Below are 21,280 nucleotides of genomic sequence, written 5' to 3'. Positions count from 1 at the left end.
AGTCATCGGATTCTCCTTGGGGTCAGCGCGCGTGGCGCACGAAACGGTAGTGGGCGACCATCCACTCGCGGCCGCCGGCGTAGCCGAACAGCTCCGCGCAGGCCATCCAGAACATGCGCCAGCGCTGGTGCCACAGCGGCGCGGCGGCTGCGCCGTAGGCCTCGGTCAGCACCGCGAGCACCTCGTCGCGGCGGCGGTCCTGGTTGGCCAGCCAGTGCTCGGCGGTGCGCCGGTAGTGGTCGCCGTCGATCAGCCAGCGCGTCTCCAGCGTCAGGTCGCGCTGGAAGCAGGCCAGCGTGTCGGCGGCCGGCATCAGGCCGCCGGTGAAGAAGTGCCGGCCCATCCAGTCGTCCTCGCCGTCGGTCTCGAACGGGTAGAGCAGGGTGCGGTGCACGAACACGTGCACGAACAGGCGCCCGTCGGGCACCAGCCAGTGCGAGATCCGCTGCAGCAGCTGGTCGTAGTTGCGCAGGTGCTCGAACATCTCGACCGAGACGCAGCGGTCGAACGTCGCCTGCGCCAGCTCCAGCGCGTCGATGTCGCAGGTGATCACGCGCACGTGGTCGAAGCCGCGTTCGCGGCAGGCGGCCTCGATGTGGCGGCGCTGCGCGTGCGAGTTCGACACCGCCGTGATGCGCGCGTTCGGGTAGCGCTCGGCCATCCACAGCGTCAGCGAGCCCCAGCCGCAGCCGAGCTCGAGGATGCGCTGGCCGTCGCCCAGCTGCGCGCGCTCGGCGGTCAGCGCCAGCATCGCCTCCTCGGCCTGGTCCAGCGTCTCGCCGCCGGCCGGGTAGTAGCACGCGCTGTACTTGAGGCGGCGGCCCAGGCACAGCCGGAAGAACGCCGGCGGCAGCTCGTAATGCTGGCGGTTGGCTGCATCGGTATGCACGGCCAGCGGCCCCTGCGCGAGCGCATCGAGGCGCGCGGCGGCGCGCGCCGATTCGGCCTCGGGTCCGCCGGCGCGCTCGGCCGCCAGACGTGCCGCGCAGAGGCGGCGGATGCCCAGGCGCAGCACGGCATCGGGGATCAGGCCGCGTTCGGCCAGGCCGATCAGGCCCGCCTCGACCTGCGGCACGCGTAGGTGGCTTTCGGCGATCGCATTCATCGGCGCACGTCCTCGTCGTCGGGATGGGGAAACCAGGGAAAGAACATCGGCGTCGTGCGCTGGTAGCGGCGGTAGTCCTCGCCGCGTGTGCGCAGCGCCTGCTGCTCGGTATACGGAACGCCGCTCAGGTAGCGCAGGAAGCCGTACATCAGCAGCGGGCCGCTCCATGCCAGCCAGGCCAGCGGCGAGCCGACCGCGAGCGCGACGTACGCGAACCAGTGCAGCCACTCGAAGAAATAGTTCGGATGGCGCGAGTAGCGCCACAGCCCGCTGCGGCAGGTGCGGCCGCGATGGGCCGGGTCGGCGCGCCAGCGCGCGAGCTGGCGGTCGGCGACGGTCTCCCCGGCGATTGCGATCAGCGCGATCGCGACCGCGGCGGCCAGCCATGGCCAGGCCGTTGCCTGCGGGCTGCGCGCCGCCGCCGCGAACGGCAGCGCGAACAGCACGACCAGCAGCGCCTGGGCCTGGAAGAACGCGAAGAACTTGCCCTGATGGCCGTTCCAGTGCGTGCGAAGATGGCGATAGCGGCCGTCCTCGGACTCGTGGCGCACGCGCCGCCACAGGTGCAGCGCCAGCCGCAGGCCCCACAGGCCGCCGATCAGCGCGAGCAGGCCGCGCGCGGCGGGCGCGCCGTCGCCGAGCGCAGCGGCGATGACCGCGGCGAGGCCGACGCCGGCGGCCCAGATCACGTCGACGATGCCGGCATTGGCGCGACGGCGCTGCCACAGCCAGCCGAACGTCATCGCGACCGCGGCCGGCAGCCAGACCGCGACCAGGGTGATCCAGAGGCTCATCGCGCGGTCTCCGTTTCGACGGCGTGCGGCGCCGATCGCACCAGCATCGCCAGCAGCGCCAGGGCGGCGGCCCAGCCGAGCGCCAGCGCCGCCAGCGCCGGCCCCGGCGCGACGAACGCGACCGCGTCGAAGCCGCGCGCGGCGCCCAGATACGCCAGCGGTCCGCCGATCGCGCCGAACAAGGCGGCCGGCAGCGGCTTGCTCAGCCAGGCCGGCAGCAGGACCGGCAGCGTCGTCGCGAACGCGGCCCACAGCGCGAGGATCCAGGCCGGCGCGAACGCCGCTGTCGGCCAGGCCGCCGCGTAGCGCAGCCAGCCGCTCGCGGCCAGACCGCCGTCGAGCAGCACGCCGGCAAGGACCGCCACGGCCGCGAGCAGCGCCTCGTGCATCGGGCGGGCCGCCGCGATCAGCATCGCCGCGACGAACGCCGCAGCGGCCGCGATGCCGGGCCAGGCCAGGCCGCGGCCGGCGCCGGCGACCGCGCACAGCCACACCGCCTGGTAGCCGATCGCGACGGCGAGGACCGGCCGCTTCACGGCGCGACCCGCGCTGCGTCGCCGCCGTCGGCGCCGGGGCGCCCCAGCAGCAGATGTGCCACGCCGATCGAGCGCTCGCGGAAGCCGCCCTCGCAGTAGGCCAGGTAGAACTCCCAGAGCCGGATGAAGCGCTCGTCGTAGCCGAGCGCGCGCACCCCGGTCAGCCGCGTCATGAAGCGCGTGCGCCAGGCCTGCAGCGTGCGCGCATAGGACAGGCCGAAGTCCTGCAGCGCGAGCACCTGCAGATCGCTGGCGCGCGTCTTGGCCGACAGCATCGCGCTGATCGACGGAATGAAGCTGCCCGGAAAGACGAAGCGCTTGATGAAGTCCACGCTGCGCAGCGCCTGCTCGTAGCGGTGGTCCTCGATCGTGATCGCCTGCAGCAGTGCGCGCCCGCCGGGCACCAGCAGGCGCTGCAGCGTCGCGAAGTAGGTATCGAGATGGCGCGCGCCGATCGCCTCGATCATCTCGATCGAGACCAGCTTGTCGTACTGGCCGGTCAGGTCGCGGTAGTCCTCGGCGAGCACGGTCACGCGGTCCTCGAGCCCGGCCGCGGCGACGCGGCGGCGCACCTCGTCGAACTGCGCGCGCGAGATCGTCGTCGTCGTGACGTGGCAGCCGTAGCGGCGCGCCGCGTGCAGCGCGAAGCCGCCCCAGCCGCTGCCGATCTCGATCACGCGGTCGCCGGGCCCGAGCGCGAGCGTCTGGCCGATCAGGTCCAGCTTGCGCCACGAGGCCAGCTCGAGATCCTCGGCCTCGTGCGTGAACAGCGCCGAGGAGTACATCAGGTCCTGCGACAGGAACAGCGCGAAGAAGTCGTTGCCGAGGTCGTAGTGGGCGGCGATGTTGCGGCGGCTGCCGGCGCGCGTATTGGGCCGCAGCGCGTGCCAGGCGCGCAGCGCCCAGCCGCCGACGCGGGCCGCGCCGCCTTCGAGGCCGTCGAGCAGTGCGCGGTTGCGCACCAGCAGCCGCACCAGGCCGACCAGGTCGTCGCACTGCCAGAGCCCGTCGATGTAGGCCTCGCCGGCGCCGACGCTGCCGTTCGCGGCCAGGGCGCGATAGAAGCGCAGATCCTTCACGCGCACCGTGACGTCGAGCCCGCCGGGCGTGCCGAATACCTGCCGCCCGCACGGGTCGTGCACGCTCAGGCGGCCGCCGGTCAGCGGGGCCAGATGCTCGAACAGGCGCCGGCGCAGCCAGCGGTCGAAGCCGAGCGGCGCGGCGGAGGCCGGTGGCAGGGCGGAGGCGGGTGCGTTCATGGCGAGGCTCCGGCGGATCGGTTGGGGTGGTCGTGGACGGGTACGCGCTTGAGCCACAGACGCAGCGCCTGCCAGTGGATCGCGCCGATCACGCGCGCGGTCATCGCCGGATGGCGCCACAGCACGCGCGCCAGCGCGGCGCCGTCGAGCGGACGGCGCGCCAGCGTCAAAGTCGCGTCGAACGTGCGGGCCGTGCCGTCGAGCACGTCCATCTGCACGCGCAGGTCCTCGCCCGGCGGCGTCAGGCGCCAGCGGTAGCGCAGATCGAGCGGCAGGAACGGCGAGACGTGGAAGGTCTTGTCGAACGCCCATTCGAGCGCGCGGCCGCGCCGCGTCGCCGCGTCGACCGGCAGCACGTAGGCGTGGCGCTCGCGCCACGGCGTATTGGTGATCTCGGCCAGCACCGCCTGCAGCGTCGTGCCGTCGGCGGCGTAGCAGTAGTAGAAGCTGACCGGATTGAACACGTAGCCGAAGGTGCGCAGATGTGCGAGCAGGCGCACCGGTCCGTCCGGCCGCGTGCCGGTCGCCGCGGCGACGCGCTCGCGCGCGACCTCGGCCAGCGGACGCTCGGGCGGCGCCAGATAGTCGCTGCGGCGGAACTCGGCCGGCGCGCGGCCGCGCGCCGACCACAGCCAGCGCCCGGCGAACACGCGGTCGATCTCGTCCAGATCCAGGCACAGCTGCGCCAGCCGGTAGCGGAACGCATGCGGCCGCGGCGCGTGACGGCGATGGCGCACCCAGCCTTCGTAGACGGCACTGTTCAACGGCGCGTTCATGCCGGCACCGCCTGCGGATCGAGCGCCTGCACGACCGCGCGCGCGCTGCGGATGCCGTCTTCGTGGAAGCCGTAGCCCCAGTACGCGCCGGCGAACCAGCTGCGGCGCCGGCCCTGGATCTCGTGGCGGCGCGCCTGCGCGGCCAGCGTCGCGTGATCGTGCAGCGGATGGGCATAGCGCATGCGCGCGATCACCCGGCCGGGATCGATCGCGGCAGTGCGGTTGAGCGTGACGATCAGCGGCTCGGGCGCGTCCAGGCCCTGCAGCAGGTTCATGCAGTAGCTGACCGTGCACGGCGCATCCGGATCGCGCGGGACATGCGCGTTCCAGGCGGCCCAGGCCGCGCGCCGCCGCGGCAGCAGGCGCGCGTCGGTGTGCAGCACGGCATCGTTGTCCTGGTAGCGCAGCGCGCCGAGGATCGCGCGCTCGGTGTCGTCGGCGTCGTCGAGCACGGCCAGCGCCTGGTCGGCGTGACAGGCCAGCACGACCTGGTCGTAGCGCAGCGTATCGGCACGCGAGCGCAGCGTGACGCCGTCGTGCTCGCGCGTGACCGACTCGACCGGGCAGGCGATCCGCTCGCGCACGCGCCAGCGCCGGCGCAGCGCCTCGACGTAGCGCGCCGAGCCGCCGTCGACGACGCGCCACGGCGCGCGCGCGCCGAGGTCGAGCATCTGGTGGTTGGCCAGAAACGCGACCAGATGGCGCGCCGGGAAATCGAGCACGGCGCGCGGCGGCGAGGACCACAGCGCCGAGGCCATCGGAATCAGGTGCTCGTCGCGGAACGCCTCGCCGTAGCGGCCCTCGGCCAGGTACTCGCCGAGCGTCGGTCCGGGACCGGCCGTGTCGAGCAGCGCCGGCGCCTGCCGGTAGAAGCGCACCAAGTCCGCGACCATGCCGAGAAACCGCGGCGAGACCAGGTTGCGGCGCTGGCAGAACAGGCGGTTCAGCGAGGTGGCGTTGTATTCGACGCCGCTGCGCTCGCTGTGCACCGAGAAGCTCATCGTGGTCGGCCGCGTCGCGACGCCGAGCTCGTCGAACAGCGCGCTCAGCAGCGGATAGTGCAGCGGGTTGAACACGATGAAACCGCTGTCGACCGCGTACAGCCGGTCGCCCAGCGTCACCGCATGGGTATGGGTGTGGCCGCCGAAGCGGCGCTCGGCCTCGTACAGCGTGACCTCGTGGCGGCGCGACAGCCACCACGCGGCGGCAAGGCCGGCGATGCCCGATCCGACGACCGCGATGCGCTGGCTCATCGTCTGCTCCGCGCCAGCACCCAGTCCGGCACCGGCTTGAGGTCGCGGATCAGGCCGAGCAATGCGAGCAGGCGCAGCCCGTACCAGGTCGCGTCGATCTCCCACCAGCGAAAGCCCTGGCGCGCGCTGCCCGGGAAGAAGTGATGGTTGTTGTGCCAGCCCTCGCCGAACGTCAGCAGCGCCAGCCACAGGTTGTTGCGGCTGTCGTCGGCGGTGTCGTAGCGGCGCCGCCCGTAGCGATGCGCGAGCGAGTTGATCGTGACCGTGACGTGGAACAGCGCGACGGTCGAGACGAAGAAGCCCCAGACCAGCAGTTGGCCGCCGCTGACGCCGAGCGACGGCGCGTAGCGCTCGAGCAGCGCGCCGGCGACCCACAGCGCGACCGCCAGCGCGATCGGCACCGCGGTGTCGTAGCGGTCGAGCCAGCGCAGCTCCGGATAGCCGGCCAGATCGGGCACCCGGGCCAGATCGGTGCGGAAGCGCTGGCGCGTCAGGAACCAGCCGACATGGCTCCACCAGAAGCCCTCGCGCGGCGAATGCGGATCGGCCGCCGTGTCGGCATGGCGATGGTGGTTGCGATGGTGCGCGGCCCACCACAGCGGGCCGCGCTGCACGCTCGAGGCGCCGATCAGCGCGAACGCGAATTGCACCGCGCGCGAGGTGCGGAACGTGCGGTGCGAGAAGTAGCGGTGATAGAAGCCGGTGATCGCGAACAGCCGGATCGCATACAGCGCCGCCGCGACGATCAGCGCGGTCGGCGACACGCCGACCCAGAACACGCCGAGGCAGGCCAGATGCAGGCCGACGAACGGCAGCGCGCGCAGCCAGTCGATGCGGCGGCCGTCGCCGGGTTCGTCCGGCGCCTCGGCGGCGGTATCGAACCAGCGCCGCAGCGCGGTGGCGGCGCGCGCAGGCACGGGCGGTGCGTCGGACGGGGGCGGCATCGGGGTCTCCGGTGGGCAGTGCATCGAGCTCTACGGAGGCCGGCACGCCGCGGATGCAGACGCGCCGAGAATGCGGTCGACGGCTGCCGCTGCCGCGCGGCCGGGGATCGGCCGGCGTTCGCGACGCCGCGGTCCGGAACCGTCGCGACGCGGCACGGTGTCGAAGCGGCATCGGGCGCGCGGGATCCGGATGAGCCGCAGCCGCGATCGGTCGGCGGCGCGGTCGGCCGGCGATCAGCCGGCGGCCGCCGTGATGTTCACAGCGCGCAGCGCCCGTCCAGGCGCACTTGCTGCGCGGCGGCCAGTGCGGCGGGGGAGACCGGCGCCGGCGGCGCCGCGTCGAAGACGATCCGCACCGGCCGGTGACGGCCGCGGCCGTCGCGGATCGTGCCGGTGCCGCTGAACGTCAGCAGCCGCCGGCTGGCCGCGTCGTAGACGAGGTCGACCGCCGGCACCGCGAAGCCGAACCAGGTGTCGAGCGTCATGCGCAGCCGCCGCGTCCGCGCGTCGTCCGCGGCGCGGTCGTGGTCGACGATGCGCACCGGCACGAACGCCAGCCGGCTCGGCAGCAGGAACGACAGGCGCGTGCCGGCCGCCAGCGCATCCCAGCGCGTGCGCACCGCCGCGTCGAAGCCGGCGTCGACGACCGCGTCGTCCGGGATGCGCAGCCGCGCCTGCCGTTCCGCCGCGTCGGCCCGGTCGCGCACGTAGACCTCGCGGCCGGCCGCGCCGCTGCGTACGCCTTCGCGGTAGCCGTCGCGTCCGTCCTCGAACGCGAAGTCCGGCGCCTCGGCCGAGGGGCCGGCCGCGACGGTCTTGCGCGCGAACGGTGTGCCGTCGGGGCAGCGGTACAGCACCAGTCGGCCGCCGCCGGGCAGGTGCCAGTGCTCCTCGCGATAGAGCAGCCGGCCGTCCTCGCGCGCCAGGGCCCGGGCGATCTCCCGCGACGGACCGGCCGCGGCCGCCGCGGCCGTGCCCCAGGCGATCGCGGCGGCAACGACGAGCAGCGGACGCAGCATCGACATCGGATCTCTCCCGGGCGCGGCCATGCCGGCCTTGGCGCCGATACGCAGACCGGCGCGATCGGGATGCAGGCGCGATGCACGGTGCGCGACCGGCGGACACGCGTCGCGCGCGATCGGTGGCCTGCGGCCGTGGCGGCGCGCTCGGAAAGCGCAGGGGCTTGGATCCGCGGCGAGACATGCGGACCCGCGCCGGCAGCGCAGGGAACGGCCGCCGGTCGATCCGGTACGCAGGCCGGACGCGGCCGGGTCCGGCTGCCGCTGCCGTCGCGGCCGGCGTCGAGCCGGCGGAGGCTCAGACCGCCACGGTGAAGTGATAGCCGACCACGATCAGGCCCTGGCGCTGGTAGAAGCGGTGCGCCGCCTCGCGCTGCAGCGCCGAGTCCAGATGCAGCTCGGCACAGCCTTGCCGGTGCGCGTGCTCGCGCAGCCAGGCCATCAGCCGCGCGCCATGGCCTTCCGCGCGGCGCGCCGGCTGCGTGACCAGGTCGTCCACGTAGAGCTGGCGCCCGCTGTAGAGCATCGTGACCAGCCGGAAGCCGGCCACCGCGACCACCGCATCGTCATCGCGCAGCGCCGCCAGCCGGTAACCCTCGGCCATCTGCCGGCGGATCCGTGCGACGAAGTGCTGCCGGCTCAGATGCGGCCGCAGATGCACCATCGTGTCGTAGCAGGCGGCGATCGCCGCGTCGTCGTCGGCGAGGCGGATGGCCGAGCCGGTCGTGCGTGTCAGCATGGGACTCGCCTGCGCAGGGAAGGGCGACTTCTCTTACGCAAGCCGCCGGCGCTCCCTATCACCTGCGAGCAGCCGGCGGGGCCATGGCGACCGCGCCGGCGCTCGCGTCCGCTGCCGATTCGGTGCCACGCCTCGAAGATGGGGGCTGAAGCTGCGAGACCCGCGCCGCCGGTGTTGCGTCGAGCCAGCGGGCGTGACGAAGGCTGCGGCGGCGGGGGCATGCGGCCGGAGCGCCGCCACGGCAGGCCCGGCTGCCGGCTCGACGCGCGTGCGGACCGCCGCCCGGGCGGACGGCGGTCGCGCAGGCCGCAGTGCGATCGAGGCTCAGTCCGCCTCGAAACCGTCGGCGAACAGCGTATCGGGCGTGACCGTGAACGTGACCGGCACTTCGGCGCGCAGACCCTGGCTCGCATCGTTGCTGTAGACGCAGATCTGCGTCGTGTAGGTGCCCGGTTCGAGCGCGCTCGCGTCCAGCGTCACCGCGACGCTCGACTCGGCGCCCGGCGCCGTGCTGCCGCTGATCTCGGCGGTCGCCAGCCACGGCACCGTCGAGGGCGCCGCGCACGGGCCGACCGTCGCGATCGCCGCGGCGAACTGCTCGGCCGGCCCCGGAATCAGCGTCTGCTGCGTCGCCGCGCCGGTCGACGGATCGATCGTGTAGATGCGGCCCTGCACGTTCGGACCGCCGGTGCTGACGAACGCGTACCAGTACAGCGTGTCGTTGCGCTTGTCGAAGTCGATGCTCTGGATGTACATCGGCGTCTCGGCCACGCCGAGCGCGCCGATCGTCTGCGAGACGCCGGAGGTCTTGTCGATCGCGTAGAGGCTGCGCGTGAAGAAGTTGACGCCGTAGAGGCGGCCGGCCGAGTCGACGGTGAGATCGAGCAGGCTGGTCTGGCCCTTGGCGTCCTCCGCGCCGACGATCTGGCCGATGCGCGTCTGCGCGCCGGTCGACGGGTCCAGCGAGTAGAGCGTGCAGATGCCCTCGGCGCAGGCCACGCCGAACAGCGTGCTGGTGGTCGCGTCCCAGGTGATGCCGGCCCACTGGCCTTCGGTCAGCGGGAACGTCGTGACCGTCGTGTTCTGGCCGGTCGCGGTGTCCATCGCGATCAGCGCATAGGTCGGCACCTGCCAGTGCGACTCGAGCATGTAGTGATGCGCGAAATCGTCGCCGATGAACGTGCCGCTGACCCAGGTGCCGCTCGGCGCCGGGCCGATCGTGGTCAGGTTCTCCGGATGCAGCGCGTCCTCGAAGATGTAGGTCGTCGCCGCGCCGGTGTTGTGCAGCGCATAGGTCGGGACCGTCGTGCCGGCCGGCAGCGCCGGGTTCGGCAGCGGCAGGTGCGGGCTGCTGCCGGACGGGAAGTGCGACTGTGCCGGCGCCTGGCGCAGATCCCAGCTCAGCGTGCCGCTGCCGCCGTTGCCGAGCACCAGCGCGGCGCTCGCCTGCGTGCCGGCCTGCGCGGTGACGGTCAGGCCGGCCGGCGTCACCAGGGTGGCGGCGGCCCCCGTCGGCGCTTCGGCGACCACGTTCGTTGCGCCCGCCATGGCGACCAGTGAAACACCGACGATGACTGCTCTCATTGCCCCTTGCTCCGGAATCGTAAGGTGATCGTGGCCGGGCGCGTGGTCGAAGCATCGACGGCGGCGGCGCGGCGGACGGCCAGCCCGCGGCTGGCGATCGACTATTGTCGAGCGTCTACCACAACGCCTGTCCGGTGCATGGCCCTTTCGTGGCCGATGCCGACAAGTGACTGATCGGACGGGGTTTGACGGTCGAAATCGCGCGTTCGATCACACCCGGGGCGGGGGCGGACGGTCGTCGTGGAGGCCGGCGCGGCATCGCGCGGCGCCGCAGGTAGGTCCGCAAGCCGGCCTGCGCGGCACGCCGTGGCCGGCTCGATGCGTGCCGGAAAGCCGAGGACCTCAGCGGCGGGACGGTCGCCGATCCGTACCGTTCAGCGCGAGGCACCGGTCGGCGCGGGCTGGGCCGCCGCCCGGCGGAACAGAGCCGCCGAGACCAGCCACAGCACCGCGAACACGGCGGTCAGCACGAAGACGCTGGCGCCGTCGGCGACCAGCCCGACGATGCTGCCGGCCGCCTGCGCGACCGCGGCCGCCAGCATCGCGCGTGCCATGCCGGCCGGCCGCAGCCGCGCCAGCGCCGCGCCGATCACCGCCACGGCGACCACGCCGAAGTAGATCCGGTTGATCGGCTCGGCCGGCTCGCCGACGATGCCGACCGCCAGGTTGGCCCAGACGGTCAGGAACGCCGTCCCCACCGCGACGCCGAACGCGATCACGTAGACGTGCGAGCGCGCGGTCCGCACCGCCAGCTCGTAGGCGCCACCGACCAGGGCCAGCAGCACGCCCATGACCAGGAAATCGAACGGCGACCAGTCGACCTCGCGCGTGAACCGCATCGCGATCAGCGGCGCCAGCAACAGCAGCGCCGCGCCGCCCCAGACCACCCAGCGCAGCGTGCGCCAGACCGGATCGTTCGCGATCGTCGTGTTCGGAGTACGAATGCCCATGAGTCATCTCCCTCGTTAGGTGGGCGCACGATGGAAGCCCGGAGCAACCGGAGCCGGGCGCCATTCTCGCGCTGATCGGGCGTGGTGTGGCGGCGAGAAGGCCGTGGCTACGCCGGTCGGCTGGATGGAGATGGCTGATTGTTCGGGGCCGATGTGCAAGGATTTAGGGGCTGGTGGCAACGGCCTGGCAAAGGAATAAGCGCTCGTTCCCTTCGCCCCCTCATCCATACTGGGCACGGGTTCAGCGAACCGGCACGGCGTGCGAGGTGGTAGGCAAGCAATTCTTATCTCTATCGGCGAAGCGTGCCAGCGCGCCTTCCTATGCGCTGCTATGCGCTTGGCCGGCCTACGCTGGCTGCACAGGGTCCGGCCTGCTGAAGTTGATGCTGGCGCCCCGCTATTGGGCACTACCTGGGTAGAGCTCGGCCAGTTGCTGCCGAATGGTCAGCGCAGCCTCGTAGCGCATCTGCGCGCCCGGCAGGTCCCCCTGCGCCGACTCTACATCGCCGAGCTTGTCGAAGCTGATGCTGAGGTCTCGCTGCCACCGAGTATTGGCCGGGTCGAGCTCGGTCAGTCGCTGCGCGATGACCAGCCCCGCTTCGTAGCGCACCTGCGCCCCCGGCAAGTCACCCCGCGCCGACTGCACATCGCCGAGCTTGTTGAAGCTGATGCTGAGGTCTCGCTGCCACTGGGTATTGCCTGGGTCGAGCTCGGCCAATCGCTGCCGAATAGTAAGCGCAGCCTCGTAGCGCACCTGCGCGCCCGGCAGGTCACCCTGCGCCGACTGTACATCGCCGAGCTTGTTGAAGCTGATGCTGAGGTCTCGTTGCCACCGAGTATTGGCCGGGTCGAGCTCGGCCAGTCGCTGCGCGATGACCAGCCCCGCTTCGGAGCGCACCTGCGCGGCCGGCAGGTCGCCCTGAGCCGACTGCGCGTCGCCGAGTTTGTTGAAGCTGATGCCGAGGTCTCTCTGCCACTGGGTATTGGCCGGGTCGAGCTCGGCGAGTCGCTGCGCGATGACCAGCCCCGCTTCGTAGCGCACCTGCGCCCCCGGCAGGTCGCCCCGCGCCGCCTGCACATCGCCGAGCTTGTCGAAGCTGATGCTGAGGTCTCGTTGCCACTGAGTATTGGCCGGGTCGAGCTCGGCCAGTCGCTGCGCGATGACCAGCCCCGCTTCGTAGCGCACCTGCGCGCCCGGCAGGTCACCCTGCGCCGACTGCACATCGCCGAGCTTGATGAAGCTGATGTTGAGGTCTCGCTGCCACTGGGTATTGCCTGGGTCGAGCTCGGCGAGTCGCTGCGCGATGACCAGCCCCGCTTCGTAGCGCACCTGCGCCCCCGTCAGGTCACCCAGCGCCGACTGCACATCACCGAGCTTGTCGAAGCTGATGCTGAGGTCTCGTTGCCACAGAGTATTGGCCGGGTCGAGCTCGGCCAGTCGCTGCGCGATGACCAGCCCCGCTTCGTAGCGCACCTGCGCCCCCGGCAAGTCACCCCGCGCCGACTGCACATCGCCGAGCTTGTTGAAGCTGATACTGAGATCTCGCTGCCACTCGGTATGGCCTGGGCCGAGCTCGGCGAGTCGCTGTGCGATGCCCAGCCCCGCTTCGTAGCGCGCCTGCGCCCCCGGCAGGTCACCCTGCGCCGACTGCACATCGCCGAGCTTGATGAAGCTGATGCTGAGGTCTCGCTGCCACTCGGTATGGCCTGGGTCGAGCTCGGCCAGTCGTTGCGAGATAGCCAATCCTAGGTCGTAGCGTGTCTGCGCGCCCGGCAGATCACCCTGCAGAACCAACAGATCACCCCACCTGTTGTGCAGCACCCCGTTTTCGCGCAGGAGAGGGAGATGTTCTGCCTGGGCGGCAAATGGATGCTCCACCCAGGCTTCGACCGCATGGAGAGATTGGCGCACGAGGTCGGAGCGTCCACGTGCCATGAATTCAGCTTGCCAGTCATAGAGCAGCGTGTTGGCTATGGAGTGCCAGCCTGCCTCCTGTGTCAGCGGCCCCGCACGCAGTAAAGCTGCGACATGGTCGAGACTGCGGAGAAGCCGCGCGCGGGCTTCCGACTCGTTTGCGCGGACACAGTCGGTCGCAATGGATGCGTGCAAGCCCTCAGCGAGGGCCAGCGCCAGCGCATCCGCATCAGTGGCGTGATCCCGTGCATAGCGATAGGCAAGGACGTGAGCAAACTGCCAGTGGTCAGGCAGCGCAATTTCAAAACGCATCAGCCCGCCTGCGGTCAGCGCGCGAAGACTCCTACGGGCGCGGCTGTGGCGTTCGCCACCGTTGATTGCGATTTCGAGCAGGCCAATGGGTATCGGCGCATGAGCGAGAAGTCCCGCACCGATCAGGATGTTCTTGGCGTCGGCATCAAAGCCTCGGATGGAGCGGTCATAGAGCCAGCGCAAGGTGCGCGTGCTGTTGACGGGGTCGGTCAGTGGCGGCAGGACCGCCGCGCTCCAGTCCCTCAGCAGAGTATCTGGATGCTCGTCGTCTCGTGCCAGAAGGTTGCCGGCCCAGGTCAGCGCCAGCGGATGACCTGCCAGAAGAACCAGCAAGTCTCGTTTGGCTCCGACTGTCAGCCGGTCGCCACTCAGCGCGCCCAGCAGTGCAGCCGCATCTGCCGGCTCCAGCGCGTCTCGCAGATGAATCGACTCGGCGGGAGCCGCCCGGCCGGGTGGGCGGGTCAGCAAGAGCCGGACGCTTTCAATGGGAATTACCGATAGAAGGTCCGTAAGATCCGCACGTCCGTCATTGCCGTCGGCCTCTTCGCATCCCTCAAAAATCAGCAGGAGTCGCTTTCCGCTGCAGGCGCGCTCCGCGCGGATTCGAGGCGGCTCATGTTCGAGGAAGTCCGCACCGGTGAGCCGATTCGCGAGCATCGACCAGATCGCGTCGGCGTTGGCGCGACTCGCGTAGAGATCGAGATAGACGGTACCGTCGGGATAGAGGCTTTCGAGCTCTGCGCTTCCGATCGCGTACAGCACCTCGGCGGCGAGTGCTGTCTTGCCGAGGCCGCCGGGCCCGACGATCGTCGTGTTGCGCCTGCCGCGCACTCGGCTGATCAGCTTTTCACGCTCCGCTTGCCGTCCGAAGTAGTGTTCGGCGCGTGGGGGCAACTCGCGTGGGACGCGCGGCGTCAGGGACGGGGTGTCGGACGGGGTTTTGACTTGAACCACGATTGTGTGGGATGGCGATGACTGTGAAGCGACTGGCGTAGGCTTCGGTCGCGATGACGATTGGGTGTTGGAGATCAATCTTCGCAACGCTGCGCAAACCTGCGCGTCGCGCTCGCGCGGCTTGGCGAGCGTCAGATGATCTTCGTCGAGACCGACCGGATTGCGTCCCACACTCGGATGCGCAGAGCTGGGATCGACGATCGTGATCGTTCCTCCTGCGACGCCACGCAACTCGTAGTACGTCGCCGTCTCGATCCTCAGGCGCGGCGCATTGTTGCGGTACCAGTCGAAAAGGTCTCTCAGATAGGGATCGTGCTTGCGCAGGGCTTCTATCGTCACGGTGGCGCCGAACACCGTTCGAAACCGGTCTGCGATCGAGGCCAGCGCTGCGCCGGTATGCGGTGTGCCGAGAAACAGCACGGCGCTGGTGGCCTGGGCGATCATTTGATGGCCGCTCTCTTGGTCGGCACCGACCGAGTATCGCAGGAGCTGCTTGGTCAGCAGACCGCCGAGGCTGTGACCTACCAGAATCAGCGGACGTTGCCCCAGGCCCTTCTGGATCATCAGATCGACGACCTGGCGTGCGCGATCAGGCAGCGACATCGCATAGCCCGCATCGCGCGACGTGAGTCCGAACCAGCCGAAGATTCGCGGCCACTTCGAGGGGGCTGCAGCATAACCTAAGGACCAGACGCCGACGTTTGGAGTGTCTGCGCCTAGCCAATGCGGCCAGGACGTCGATTCGTCGCCGCCGTGTCGCCAGGTTCCGAATGCATCACCGCCGAGCCCGTGGATGAACACGACGTCCATCTCGCGATTCGGATTGTCGCAGCCCCTGATCCTGTGCAGCTGGCTCATGCCACCCTCCCCCTGGGTGTCCGATTATTGGGCAGGTGCGGACGACTGCCTAGACTCCGCTACGGGACGCCGCAAGCCACCTCCACGGTTCCCAGGTGCAGCTGGAACACGCCGTTGACTTGTTCCAGTTCGTCCAGGTCGACATCGGCCGAATAGGTCCTGCAGCCTTCGCAAGTCAGCTCGACTCGAGCCAGGCCTGCGGGCGGAGGGGCTGTCCAGAGCGTGCCTTGCACCTCTCGCTCCGAGCAGAAGAAGCGTTCCGATCTGAAGCGGAAGGTGCCTCCTCCGGGCAGTTGCCATGCCTCGATCGGGGACGACAGCCCTGTCGTGGGATCGACCGTGTAGAGCCGAATCCGAAAGCCGTCGGGCGGCGATGGGTGTCGTGTGCAGGCGACGAAGCCATCGACGTCGATAGGGCGGAATTCAAGTGACTGGATGGACTCCCGGACGTCATCGAGAGCCGCGCTGGCCGAGGTCATGCAGGAAAGCGAGAGGGCTGCCCAGAATGCGAGGTGACGCCGCTTCATTCGTTGCTCCAGATCCTCTGACAGGGCTGCCGTATCGAGTCCACGGGGTGCTCAGGTCGAGCATCGACGGTTTGGCTAGCGCCGGCTTCTCGGCTCCAATTGGCGCTAGTCCGCGCAGTGACATCGTGCCTTGCCGGTGGGCCTCGGCGGGTAAGAGGGAGCGTGCTTAGGCCGAGTAGAGAAGCATCACGACGAGCGCGAGGAAGATCAGGAGTCCGGCCCATCCCGTATAAACGAAAGCAGCTATGCCGAGCGCCATCAGAACCAGGATGATGGCCACCCAAATGAACGGCGTGACGTTGGAAAGAAAGCTGAGCGCGCGATGCTGGGATTTCTCGGAACGGAAAGCCGCGAAGCCGGCTTCCTCTCCGGTCGCCAGGTACGCGGAGATCGCGTCGAGCTTGGCTTGCGTGCTGATGTCCACACCGGTGGAATGGGCGCCCGACGCGAACTTGAGATCGTCCACGCGCGACGGTCCGATGGCGTCCAGAAAACCGCGGAATCCCGCGGCGCCCAGATCCAGCCAGCCGGAAGTAGGGCGAACGCCCAGGTAATCGGCAATCTGCTCGAACAGCTTGGGAAACAGGGCCACGACCCAGTCTCGGGTCGCGACCACGTTGATCACGCGGTCGACGCGCCCTGCGTCCAGAAGCGCAAGCCAGGGGTAATGCTTGGGCACCACGCTGCCGGCGAAGAATACGCGGCGAACGCGCAGCGTCGCATACTTCTGCAAGGCGCTGGCCAGGATGTAAGTTCCGTTGCTGTGACCGGCAAAGTCGACGGTGATCACATTGGGGCGGCAAGCAAGGTCTTCGGTGTATTGGTCCATGAAGCGGCGCACGTTGCGCTGGCGGTCCGCGTAGATCAGGAACGGCGCCATCGCAAAGTAGCCGTACTTTGGATTCACGACGACGGTCGCGCCGTCCGCCGTCGCACAGCGATGTTCGATGTCTGCCCGAAGTACGTCGGTCCAGTTGGCGTAGTCGCGGATGCCGTGCATCACGTAGACGATGCGCGTGGTCTGCCGGTCCTCCTGGCGCATCAGGATCTTGTCCGGCTCCAGCGCTTCCACGTCGCCCAGCAGCGCCTGGGTGATGCGCGCGATGCGGTGGGCGGCACCGGGCGAGTCGTCTCCGCTCAACACCCTGCAGATGTCCTTGTGGGTGGTTTGGGGCAGTGTCTTGAACAGCGTGCCGCGTGCGGCCAGCAGATCTTGCCCGTCTTCTCTGGAAACGACGTCGTCCAGGCTGCCGATCAATTGGATGACCCTGGGAAACGGCTGGGGTCCGTCGATCACCGCACTCGATCGCGCCAGCCGGATCCATTGCACGCGAGTATCGGCAATGAAAGGCTCTCCGCGACGCGAGGCCAGCGCGAACCGACCGATGCCGAATAGCCGTGCCGCGTACTCACCGAGGCGCATGCTCAGGAACGTCCCCAAGGGCATCTCCCTCGGGCGCGGCGAGGTGGACCATCCACGGTTCATGCCTGCGAGCAGGATGATCCGATCGACGTGATCGACCCATTCGCGCTTGCCGCGACGGCCGAATCGTTCACGATCCTCCTCATGGCCGTGACCCCAGACGAATACTTTGCGCAGCAGTGCCGCACCGGCACTGTGGCCCAACAATACGATCTGGCCGTAGCGCTTGTGCCTGAATGCATCGGCGACCGCCTGCTCGATCACGTCGGCGGTCGCGTAGGCATCCAGATTGGTGATGAAGCCGGCGTGATAGTCGATCACCAGGCGGTCGGCGTCGGGCAGGACACGCGCGACGAGATCATCTGCGCCGACGAGCGTCTCGCGGCCCAGCAAGCCGTGCACCAGTACCACTAGGGTGGTGGACGTCCCATCAGTTGCGGGCAGCAGCTCCCATTTCGTATCGCGAGGGGCTGCTGTAACCCGCAGCATGATTCGAGCGACCAGATAGGTGAGGACGATCAGCACGACACCCTTCAAGACCAGTTGCACATCCATGAGCATGAAATCTCTCCCTGTCGGACGTGTACCGTCCACTCGGTGAAAAAGTGCTCCTGCTATCCCCAAACTGCCGGTCCTGCTTGGCCGCTGATCGGGCGGACCGGACGGGCAAGTCAGGCGTTTGATCGTACTCGGCCGAACAGCTTCCCGAAAGAGTTACCTCCGGGTCGAACTGAGGCGCTCGTCGTGCCCCTCTGAGTGACTTTTGTATTTCGGGTAGTAGTTGCATGGCGGGCACGACAAGTTCACCGCTACAATCCCCGACGCAGCCGACCCGCGACGCGGGCCGGCCCGCCGTGCCGGCCAGGGGTGACCGGCGAGCTGCATCGAGGGGAGAGCCTGCTGTGCAACGACGTCATTTCCTGCGTTCGGCCGCCGTCATCGGCGCGGCCGCCTGTCTGCCGCCGGCGTTGAGCCGGGCGGCGCCGTCTTCGCGTTTCAGCCTGCTCTACGCCGCCTCCGCCGCGCCGGGCACGCCGTTCGTGCCGTTCGCGACGGCCGACTGCGCAGCCTGCGGCGCCGAGGCGCTGCGCGTCTGCGTCGACGGCCTGCATGCGGCCGGCGAATCACCGGTACTGGCCGATTTCACGCTGACCGCGCTGTTCGACACGCTCGAAGGCGGGCGGGTGCCGTTCCTGGCCTGGCAGGCGGCCGGCGACAACCGGCATCGCACGCGCTTCGTCGCGCCGCGCGCCGGCATGCGCGGCTTCGAGCTGACCTACCGGCCGGCCGGTGCGGCCGCCGACGTGCGCGAGACGCTGGCGCTGACGCGTGCCGAGGCGCGCGTGCTGATGCCGGGCCACTACCTGATCGCCAGTCCGCGCCGCGACGGCAGCGCGGTCGACACGCATGGCCTCGTGCACAGCGGCGATCCGCTGCGCCCCCTGGCCGGACCCGGAGATTTCGACTATCTCGCGCTGCGCATGGAAGCGGTCGCCTGAGGCCGCGGCCCGGCGTGCCGTCCCGACCATGGAGCTGCTGACGCTCGAACACTTCGCCGGCTGCGTCAACGAGACGTTCTCGGCGACGCTGGAGGACATGCGCATCGAGTTCGTGCTGGTCGAGGCGCGGCCGCTGCCGACGCGCGTGCCGGATGCGCGGCGCGCGCCGTTCTCGCTGCTGTTCCGCAATACCGCCGCGTTCCTGTTCCCGCAGCAGATCTATCCGATGCACCATCCGCGCATCGGCGAGGTCGGCATCTTCATCGTGCCGATCGCGCGCGAGCGCGAAGGCTTCCTCTACGAGGCGGTCTTCAACTGAGCGCTGCCGGTGCGTCCCAGCGCATCGGCCGGTACAGCCCGTCGCCGCCGGGCACCTCGACGAAGCCGAGCCGCTCGTAGAGGCGCCGTGCGCCGCTGTTCGTACTCGTCACGTGCAGCGCGACGCCGCGGCCGAGCGCAGCGGCGTCGGCCTGGATCTGCCGCAGCACGGCGCTGCCCAGGCCCTGGCCGCGTGCCTGCGCGAACAGGCCGATGTCGACGATCAGGTGGTCCGGCGCCGCGCGCAGCAGGTAGAGCCGGCCGAGCCGGCGATCGCGGCGCTCGATCGCGAGGAAATCCGCCTCGGCATAGTGCTGCACGTAGTGGGCGTGCTGGGCCTGGAACTGCTGGTCGAGGAAGGCCTGCAGCATCTGCGGCGGCCACGGTACGCCGGCCAGCTCGTCGGCGCGGCTCTCGGCGTAGAGCGCGCGCAGCCACGGCAGATCGCTCGCGCCGAGCGGGCGCACGGCGTGCCCGGTATCGACCAGTGCCGCCGGCAGCGCGAACCGGTCCGCCCGCGCAGCCGGGAACGGCAGCATCGTCGGGGCGTGCCTAGTCGAACGGCGGAAAGACGCCCTGCAGCGCGATCGCGAAATTGACCGCCAGGTACGGCTGCCGCTCCTCGTGCGGCTGGCCGCCGCCGGCCGGCTGCAGCATCGTCGGCGCGAAGCTGGCATTGGCCGGCGGTCCGTTGTAGGCACGCGCCGTGGCCGAGCCGGGCAGGCCGAGCGCGGCATTGGCGCTCGGGATGTTGGTGCGCTTGCTCAGATCCGGCTGCGAGTAGGCGACCATGCCGTGCACGTGCGCCGGCATCTGCTGCTGCGTCAGCGTGACCTGGGCGTTGCCGAACGCTTCTCCGATCGAGCGCGTCGCCAGTCCCGGTCCCTGGCCCTGACTGCAGGTTGCGCGCGCCATGAGATTGGGCAGCTGGAACGTGGACAGACCGTTGCCGCCGTAATAGGTGCCGATCAGCGAGAACAGCGCCGTGTTCTGCTGGATCGCCAGCGTGGCGCCGTTGCAGTAGCTCCAGCCGCGCGGCGGGAAGTTGAAGCCGAACAGCTGGATCTCGCCGATGAAGGGTTCGGTCATGGTAGGTCTCCGGAGTGCTGCGGCGCGCGCGGGCTGCCGTCGCGCAGGGTCACGACTGAGAGGGGAAGATGCCGTAGAGCGAGATGCAGTACTGCACCGTCAGCGTCGGCATCGTGTTGTCGTGCGGCTGCGTACCGCCGGTGCTGCTGGTCGAGGCCGGCGCCATGCCGATCGGCGTGGCGCCGCCCACGTCCGACACGTACAGCGTGTCGCCGCTGATCGCGCCCGGCAGCAGGCTGGTGCCGGGCGTTCGCGCCGTCGCCGCCGCCGGCGTCGCGATCATCGTATGGGTGTGCGCGGGCATCTGCGTGCCGAGCACCGTGACGTTCTCGCTGCCGGACTTCTGACCGATCACGTACGGGCTCAGGCCCGGGCCCTGGCCCTGATGGATCGGCACGCGGCCGCGCAGATCCGGCACGGCGAAGGTATTGATGCCGTCGCCGCCGTATGTGGTGCCGAGCAGGACGAACAGCGCGTCGTTCTGGGCGATGCTGAGCAGGCTGCCATCGCAGCTCTGCCAGCCGACCGGCGTGCGCGAGAAGCCGAACAGGCGAATCTCGCCGATGTAGGGTTGGCTCATGACAGTGTCCTTCGACCGTTCGTCCTGAAATGCGCCGCGACGCAGGCCGTCAGTTGCGCGACGGGTAGATGCCCGTCAGCGCGATGCAGAAATTGATCGTCGTGTATGGCTGAAGGTTGTTGTGCGGCTGGCTGCCGCCGGCCAGCGCGACCGAGGTCGGATTCATCGGCACGACGGAACCGCCGGCCGGTGCGTACAGCATCGCCGGCTCGATCGCGGTATCGGTACTGGTCGCCAGCAGCCGGCCGCTGGGGTTGCGGCTGGTGGCGTCGCTGCTGGTCGCCATCGCCTGATGGGTATGGGCGGGCATCTGGGCCGAGAGCAGGGTGACGTTCTCGCTCCCGCCGATCTCGCCGATCGTGTACGGGCTGGGATTCCAGCTCGGATCGACCGAATTGCCGAAGGCGACCGGCGTGCGGCTGCGCAGATCGGGCAGCGCGAAGTTGGTCGTCCCGTTGCCGCCGAACTGCGTGCCGAGCAGCGAGAACAGCGCCTGGTTCTGCGCGATCGCCATCAGCTGGCCGTTGCATAGCGCGAAATTGCGCGGCGCGAAATTGAACCCGGCGGGCATGATCCGCCCCATGAAATTTTCGGCCACCGTCGTGTCCCCCGATCGATTTGCCCCGTCCCCGGAGCGGCGCAGTACGCACTGTGAACCACGCCACGGCCGCAGGCAAGAGGCCGCGCTAGCGTCGTGCCCAATTGAGCGCTTGTTCACAGGTATACGGCGGCCGGGACTTCCGTCGCAGGCGCGATCCTGTTCCAATTCGCGCGGGGGCGTCGCGGCGTGGGGTCAGATCGCAGCGGCATCCGTTCGGTCCGAGGGGCGCCTCGCCGGCTATCGGC

At 69.8% G+C, this 21,280-nt stretch carries 20 protein-coding genes; 2 read left to right on the top strand and 18 right to left on the bottom strand.

The window, feature by feature from the left end:
• Positions 1 to 22: 22 nt before the first annotated feature.
• The 14 genes from VMR06_RS02570 to VMR06_RS02505 form a co-directional block, all read right to left on the bottom strand.
• Positions 23 to 1,105 (bottom strand): cyclopropane-fatty-acyl-phospholipid synthase family protein, encoded by a 1,083-nt coding sequence (locus tag VMR06_RS02570; RefSeq protein ID WP_325372677.1) that lies wholly within the window; start codon positions 1,103 to 1,105, stop codon positions 23 to 25.
• Complete coding sequence (locus VMR06_RS02565) at positions 1,102 to 1,899, bottom strand: DUF1295 domain-containing protein (protein WP_325372675.1); 798 nt, start codon at positions 1,897 to 1,899, stop codon at positions 1,102 to 1,104. The genes VMR06_RS02570 and VMR06_RS02565 overlap by 4 nt, the downstream gene beginning before the upstream one ends.
• Positions 1,896 to 2,435 (bottom strand): DUF2878 family protein, encoded by a 540-nt coding sequence (locus VMR06_RS02560; protein ID WP_325372673.1) that lies wholly within the window; start codon positions 2,433 to 2,435, stop codon positions 1,896 to 1,898. The genes VMR06_RS02565 and VMR06_RS02560 overlap by 4 nt, the downstream gene beginning before the upstream one ends.
• Positions 2,432 to 3,694 carry a cyclopropane-fatty-acyl-phospholipid synthase family protein gene (locus VMR06_RS02555; RefSeq protein WP_325372671.1) on the bottom strand — a complete coding sequence of 421 codons (1,263 nt, stop codon included), beginning with the start codon at positions 3,692 to 3,694 and terminating at the stop codon, positions 2,432 to 2,434. The genes VMR06_RS02560 and VMR06_RS02555 overlap by 4 nt, the downstream gene beginning before the upstream one ends.
• Entirely contained in the window at positions 3,691 to 4,551 is an 861-nt protein-coding gene (locus VMR06_RS02550) for a DUF1365 domain-containing protein (protein ID WP_414648052.1), read from the bottom strand. Before VMR06_RS02550 ends, VMR06_RS02555 begins: the two co-directional genes overlap by 4 nt.
• Complete coding sequence (locus tag VMR06_RS02545) at positions 4,467 to 5,723, bottom strand: NAD(P)/FAD-dependent oxidoreductase (protein WP_325372667.1); 1,257 nt, start codon at positions 5,721 to 5,723, stop codon at positions 4,467 to 4,469. The genes VMR06_RS02550 and VMR06_RS02545 overlap by 85 nt, the downstream gene beginning before the upstream one ends.
• Positions 5,720 to 6,667 carry an acyl-CoA desaturase gene (locus VMR06_RS02540; RefSeq protein ID WP_325372665.1) on the bottom strand — a complete coding sequence of 316 codons (948 nt, stop codon included), beginning with the start codon at positions 6,665 to 6,667 and terminating at the stop codon, positions 5,720 to 5,722. The genes VMR06_RS02545 and VMR06_RS02540 overlap by 4 nt, the downstream gene beginning before the upstream one ends.
• A 257-nt stretch (positions 6,668 to 6,924) precedes the next feature.
• Positions 6,925 to 7,692: a hypothetical protein gene (locus VMR06_RS02535; protein WP_325372663.1), complete on the bottom strand. Its 768-nt coding sequence runs from the start codon at positions 7,690 to 7,692 to the stop codon at positions 6,925 to 6,927.
• A gap of 292 nt (positions 7,693 to 7,984) precedes the next feature.
• Complete coding sequence (locus tag VMR06_RS02530) at positions 7,985 to 8,425, bottom strand: GNAT family N-acetyltransferase (RefSeq protein ID WP_325372661.1); 441 nt, start codon at positions 8,423 to 8,425, stop codon at positions 7,985 to 7,987.
• 324 nt (positions 8,426 to 8,749) lie between these two features.
• On the bottom strand, positions 8,750 to 10,009 hold the full coding sequence (locus VMR06_RS02525; protein WP_325372659.1) for a hypothetical protein: 1,260 nt from the start codon (positions 10,007 to 10,009) through the stop codon (positions 8,750 to 8,752).
• Positions 10,010 to 10,383: 374 nt separating this feature from the next.
• On the bottom strand, positions 10,384 to 10,959 hold the full coding sequence (locus VMR06_RS02520; RefSeq protein ID WP_325372657.1) for a hypothetical protein: 576 nt from the start codon (positions 10,957 to 10,959) through the stop codon (positions 10,384 to 10,386).
• A gap of 397 nt (positions 10,960 to 11,356) precedes the next feature.
• A complete protein-coding gene (locus tag VMR06_RS02515) occupies positions 11,357 to 14,998 on the bottom strand; it encodes a hypothetical protein (RefSeq protein WP_325372655.1) in 3,642 nt (1,213 codons plus the stop codon).
• A 59-nt stretch (positions 14,999 to 15,057) separates the two neighbouring features.
• The gene (locus VMR06_RS02510) at positions 15,058 to 15,525 is read right to left on the bottom strand and encodes a hypothetical protein (protein WP_325372653.1); all 468 of its coding nucleotides are present in this window, start codon (positions 15,523 to 15,525) and stop codon (positions 15,058 to 15,060) included.
• A 166-nt stretch (positions 15,526 to 15,691) separates the two neighbouring features.
• Positions 15,692 to 17,509 carry a hypothetical protein gene (locus VMR06_RS02505; protein WP_325372651.1) on the bottom strand — a complete coding sequence of 606 codons (1,818 nt, stop codon included), beginning with the start codon at positions 17,507 to 17,509 and terminating at the stop codon, positions 15,692 to 15,694.
• A 341-nt stretch (positions 17,510 to 17,850) separates the two neighbouring features.
• Between VMR06_RS02505 and VMR06_RS02500 the strand changes: the two genes are divergently transcribed.
• Both VMR06_RS02500 and VMR06_RS02495 read left to right on the top strand, forming a co-directional pair.
• Positions 17,851 to 18,447: a hypothetical protein gene (locus VMR06_RS02500; RefSeq protein WP_325372649.1), complete on the top strand. Its 597-nt coding sequence runs from the start codon at positions 17,851 to 17,853 to the stop codon at positions 18,445 to 18,447.
• Positions 18,448 to 18,475: 28 nt separating this feature from the next.
• The gene (locus tag VMR06_RS02495; protein WP_325372647.1) at positions 18,476 to 18,766 is read left to right on the top strand and encodes a DUF6916 family protein; all 291 of its coding nucleotides are present in this window, start codon (positions 18,476 to 18,478) and stop codon (positions 18,764 to 18,766) included.
• On the opposite strand, the gene VMR06_RS02490 is transcribed toward VMR06_RS02495, so the two are convergent.
• From VMR06_RS02490 to VMR06_RS02475, 4 genes are read right to left on the bottom strand one after another with little or no spacing between them, the layout of a single operon-like run.
• Positions 18,759 to 19,304, bottom strand: coding sequence for a GNAT family N-acetyltransferase (locus VMR06_RS02490; protein ID WP_325372645.1), 546 nt, complete (start codon positions 19,302 to 19,304; stop codon positions 18,759 to 18,761). The two genes, VMR06_RS02495 and VMR06_RS02490, sit on opposite strands and share 8 nt — an antisense overlap.
• Before the next feature lie 13 nt (positions 19,305 to 19,317).
• Entirely contained in the window at positions 19,318 to 19,854 is a 537-nt protein-coding gene (locus VMR06_RS02485; RefSeq protein ID WP_325372643.1) for a phage tail protein, read from the bottom strand.
• 49 nt (positions 19,855 to 19,903) lie between these two features.
• Positions 19,904 to 20,434 (bottom strand): phage tail protein, encoded by a 531-nt coding sequence (locus tag VMR06_RS02480; RefSeq protein WP_325372641.1) that lies wholly within the window; start codon positions 20,432 to 20,434, stop codon positions 19,904 to 19,906.
• 49 nt (positions 20,435 to 20,483) lie between these two features.
• Positions 20,484 to 21,032 (bottom strand): phage tail protein, encoded by a 549-nt coding sequence (locus tag VMR06_RS02475; RefSeq protein WP_325372639.1) that lies wholly within the window; start codon positions 21,030 to 21,032, stop codon positions 20,484 to 20,486.
• Positions 21,033 to 21,280 lie beyond the last annotated feature (248 nt).

Origin of the sequence: Dokdonella sp., assembly GCF_035511235.1 — a bacterium.
In the GTDB taxonomy this organism is placed as follows: Bacteria; Pseudomonadota; Gammaproteobacteria; order Xanthomonadales; family Rhodanobacteraceae; genus Dokdonella.
The sequence above is the reverse complement of the archived record's forward strand: the minus strand, read 5'-3'. Positions and strand labels throughout refer to the sequence as shown.

Coding starts and splice junctions, on each gene's coding strand:
- VMR06_RS02570 (WP_325372677.1), bottom strand. CDS start 1,105: ATGAATGCGATCGCCGAAAGCCACCTACGCGTGCCGCAGGTCGAGGCG.
- VMR06_RS02565 (WP_325372675.1), bottom strand. CDS start 1,899: ATGAGCCTCTGGATCACCCTGGTCGCGGTCTGGCTGCCGGCCGCGGTC.
- VMR06_RS02555 (WP_325372671.1), bottom strand. CDS start 3,694: ATGAACGCACCCGCCTCCGCCCTGCCACCGGCCTCCGCCGCGCCGCTC.
- VMR06_RS02545 (WP_325372667.1), bottom strand. CDS start 5,723: ATGAGCCAGCGCATCGCGGTCGTCGGATCGGGCATCGCCGGCCTTGCC.
- VMR06_RS02540 (WP_325372665.1), bottom strand. CDS start 6,667: ATGCCGCCCCCGTCCGACGCACCGCCCGTGCCTGCGCGCGCCGCCACC.
- VMR06_RS02535 (WP_325372663.1), bottom strand. CDS start 7,692: ATGTCGATGCTGCGTCCGCTGCTCGTCGTTGCCGCCGCGATCGCCTGG.
- VMR06_RS02530 (WP_325372661.1), bottom strand. CDS start 8,425: ATGCTGACACGCACGACCGGCTCGGCCATCCGCCTCGCCGACGACGAC.
- VMR06_RS02525 (WP_325372659.1), bottom strand. CDS start 10,009: ATGAGAGCAGTCATCGTCGGTGTTTCACTGGTCGCCATGGCGGGCGCA.
- VMR06_RS02520 (WP_325372657.1), bottom strand. CDS start 10,959: ATGGGCATTCGTACTCCGAACACGACGATCGCGAACGATCCGGTCTGG.
- VMR06_RS02515 (WP_325372655.1), bottom strand. CDS start 14,998: ATGAGCCAGCTGCACAGGATCAGGGGCTGCGACAATCCGAATCGCGAG.
- VMR06_RS02510 (WP_325372653.1), bottom strand. CDS start 15,525: ATGAAGCGGCGTCACCTCGCATTCTGGGCAGCCCTCTCGCTTTCCTGC.
- VMR06_RS02505 (WP_325372651.1), bottom strand. CDS start 17,509: ATGCTCATGGATGTGCAACTGGTCTTGAAGGGTGTCGTGCTGATCGTC.
- VMR06_RS02495 (WP_325372647.1), top strand. CDS start 18,476: ATGGAGCTGCTGACGCTCGAACACTTCGCCGGCTGCGTCAACGAGACG.
- VMR06_RS02490 (WP_325372645.1), bottom strand. CDS start 19,304: ATGCTGCCGTTCCCGGCTGCGCGGGCGGACCGGTTCGCGCTGCCGGCG.
- VMR06_RS02485 (WP_325372643.1), bottom strand. CDS start 19,854: ATGACCGAACCCTTCATCGGCGAGATCCAGCTGTTCGGCTTCAACTTC.
- VMR06_RS02480 (WP_325372641.1), bottom strand. CDS start 20,434: ATGAGCCAACCCTACATCGGCGAGATTCGCCTGTTCGGCTTCTCGCGC.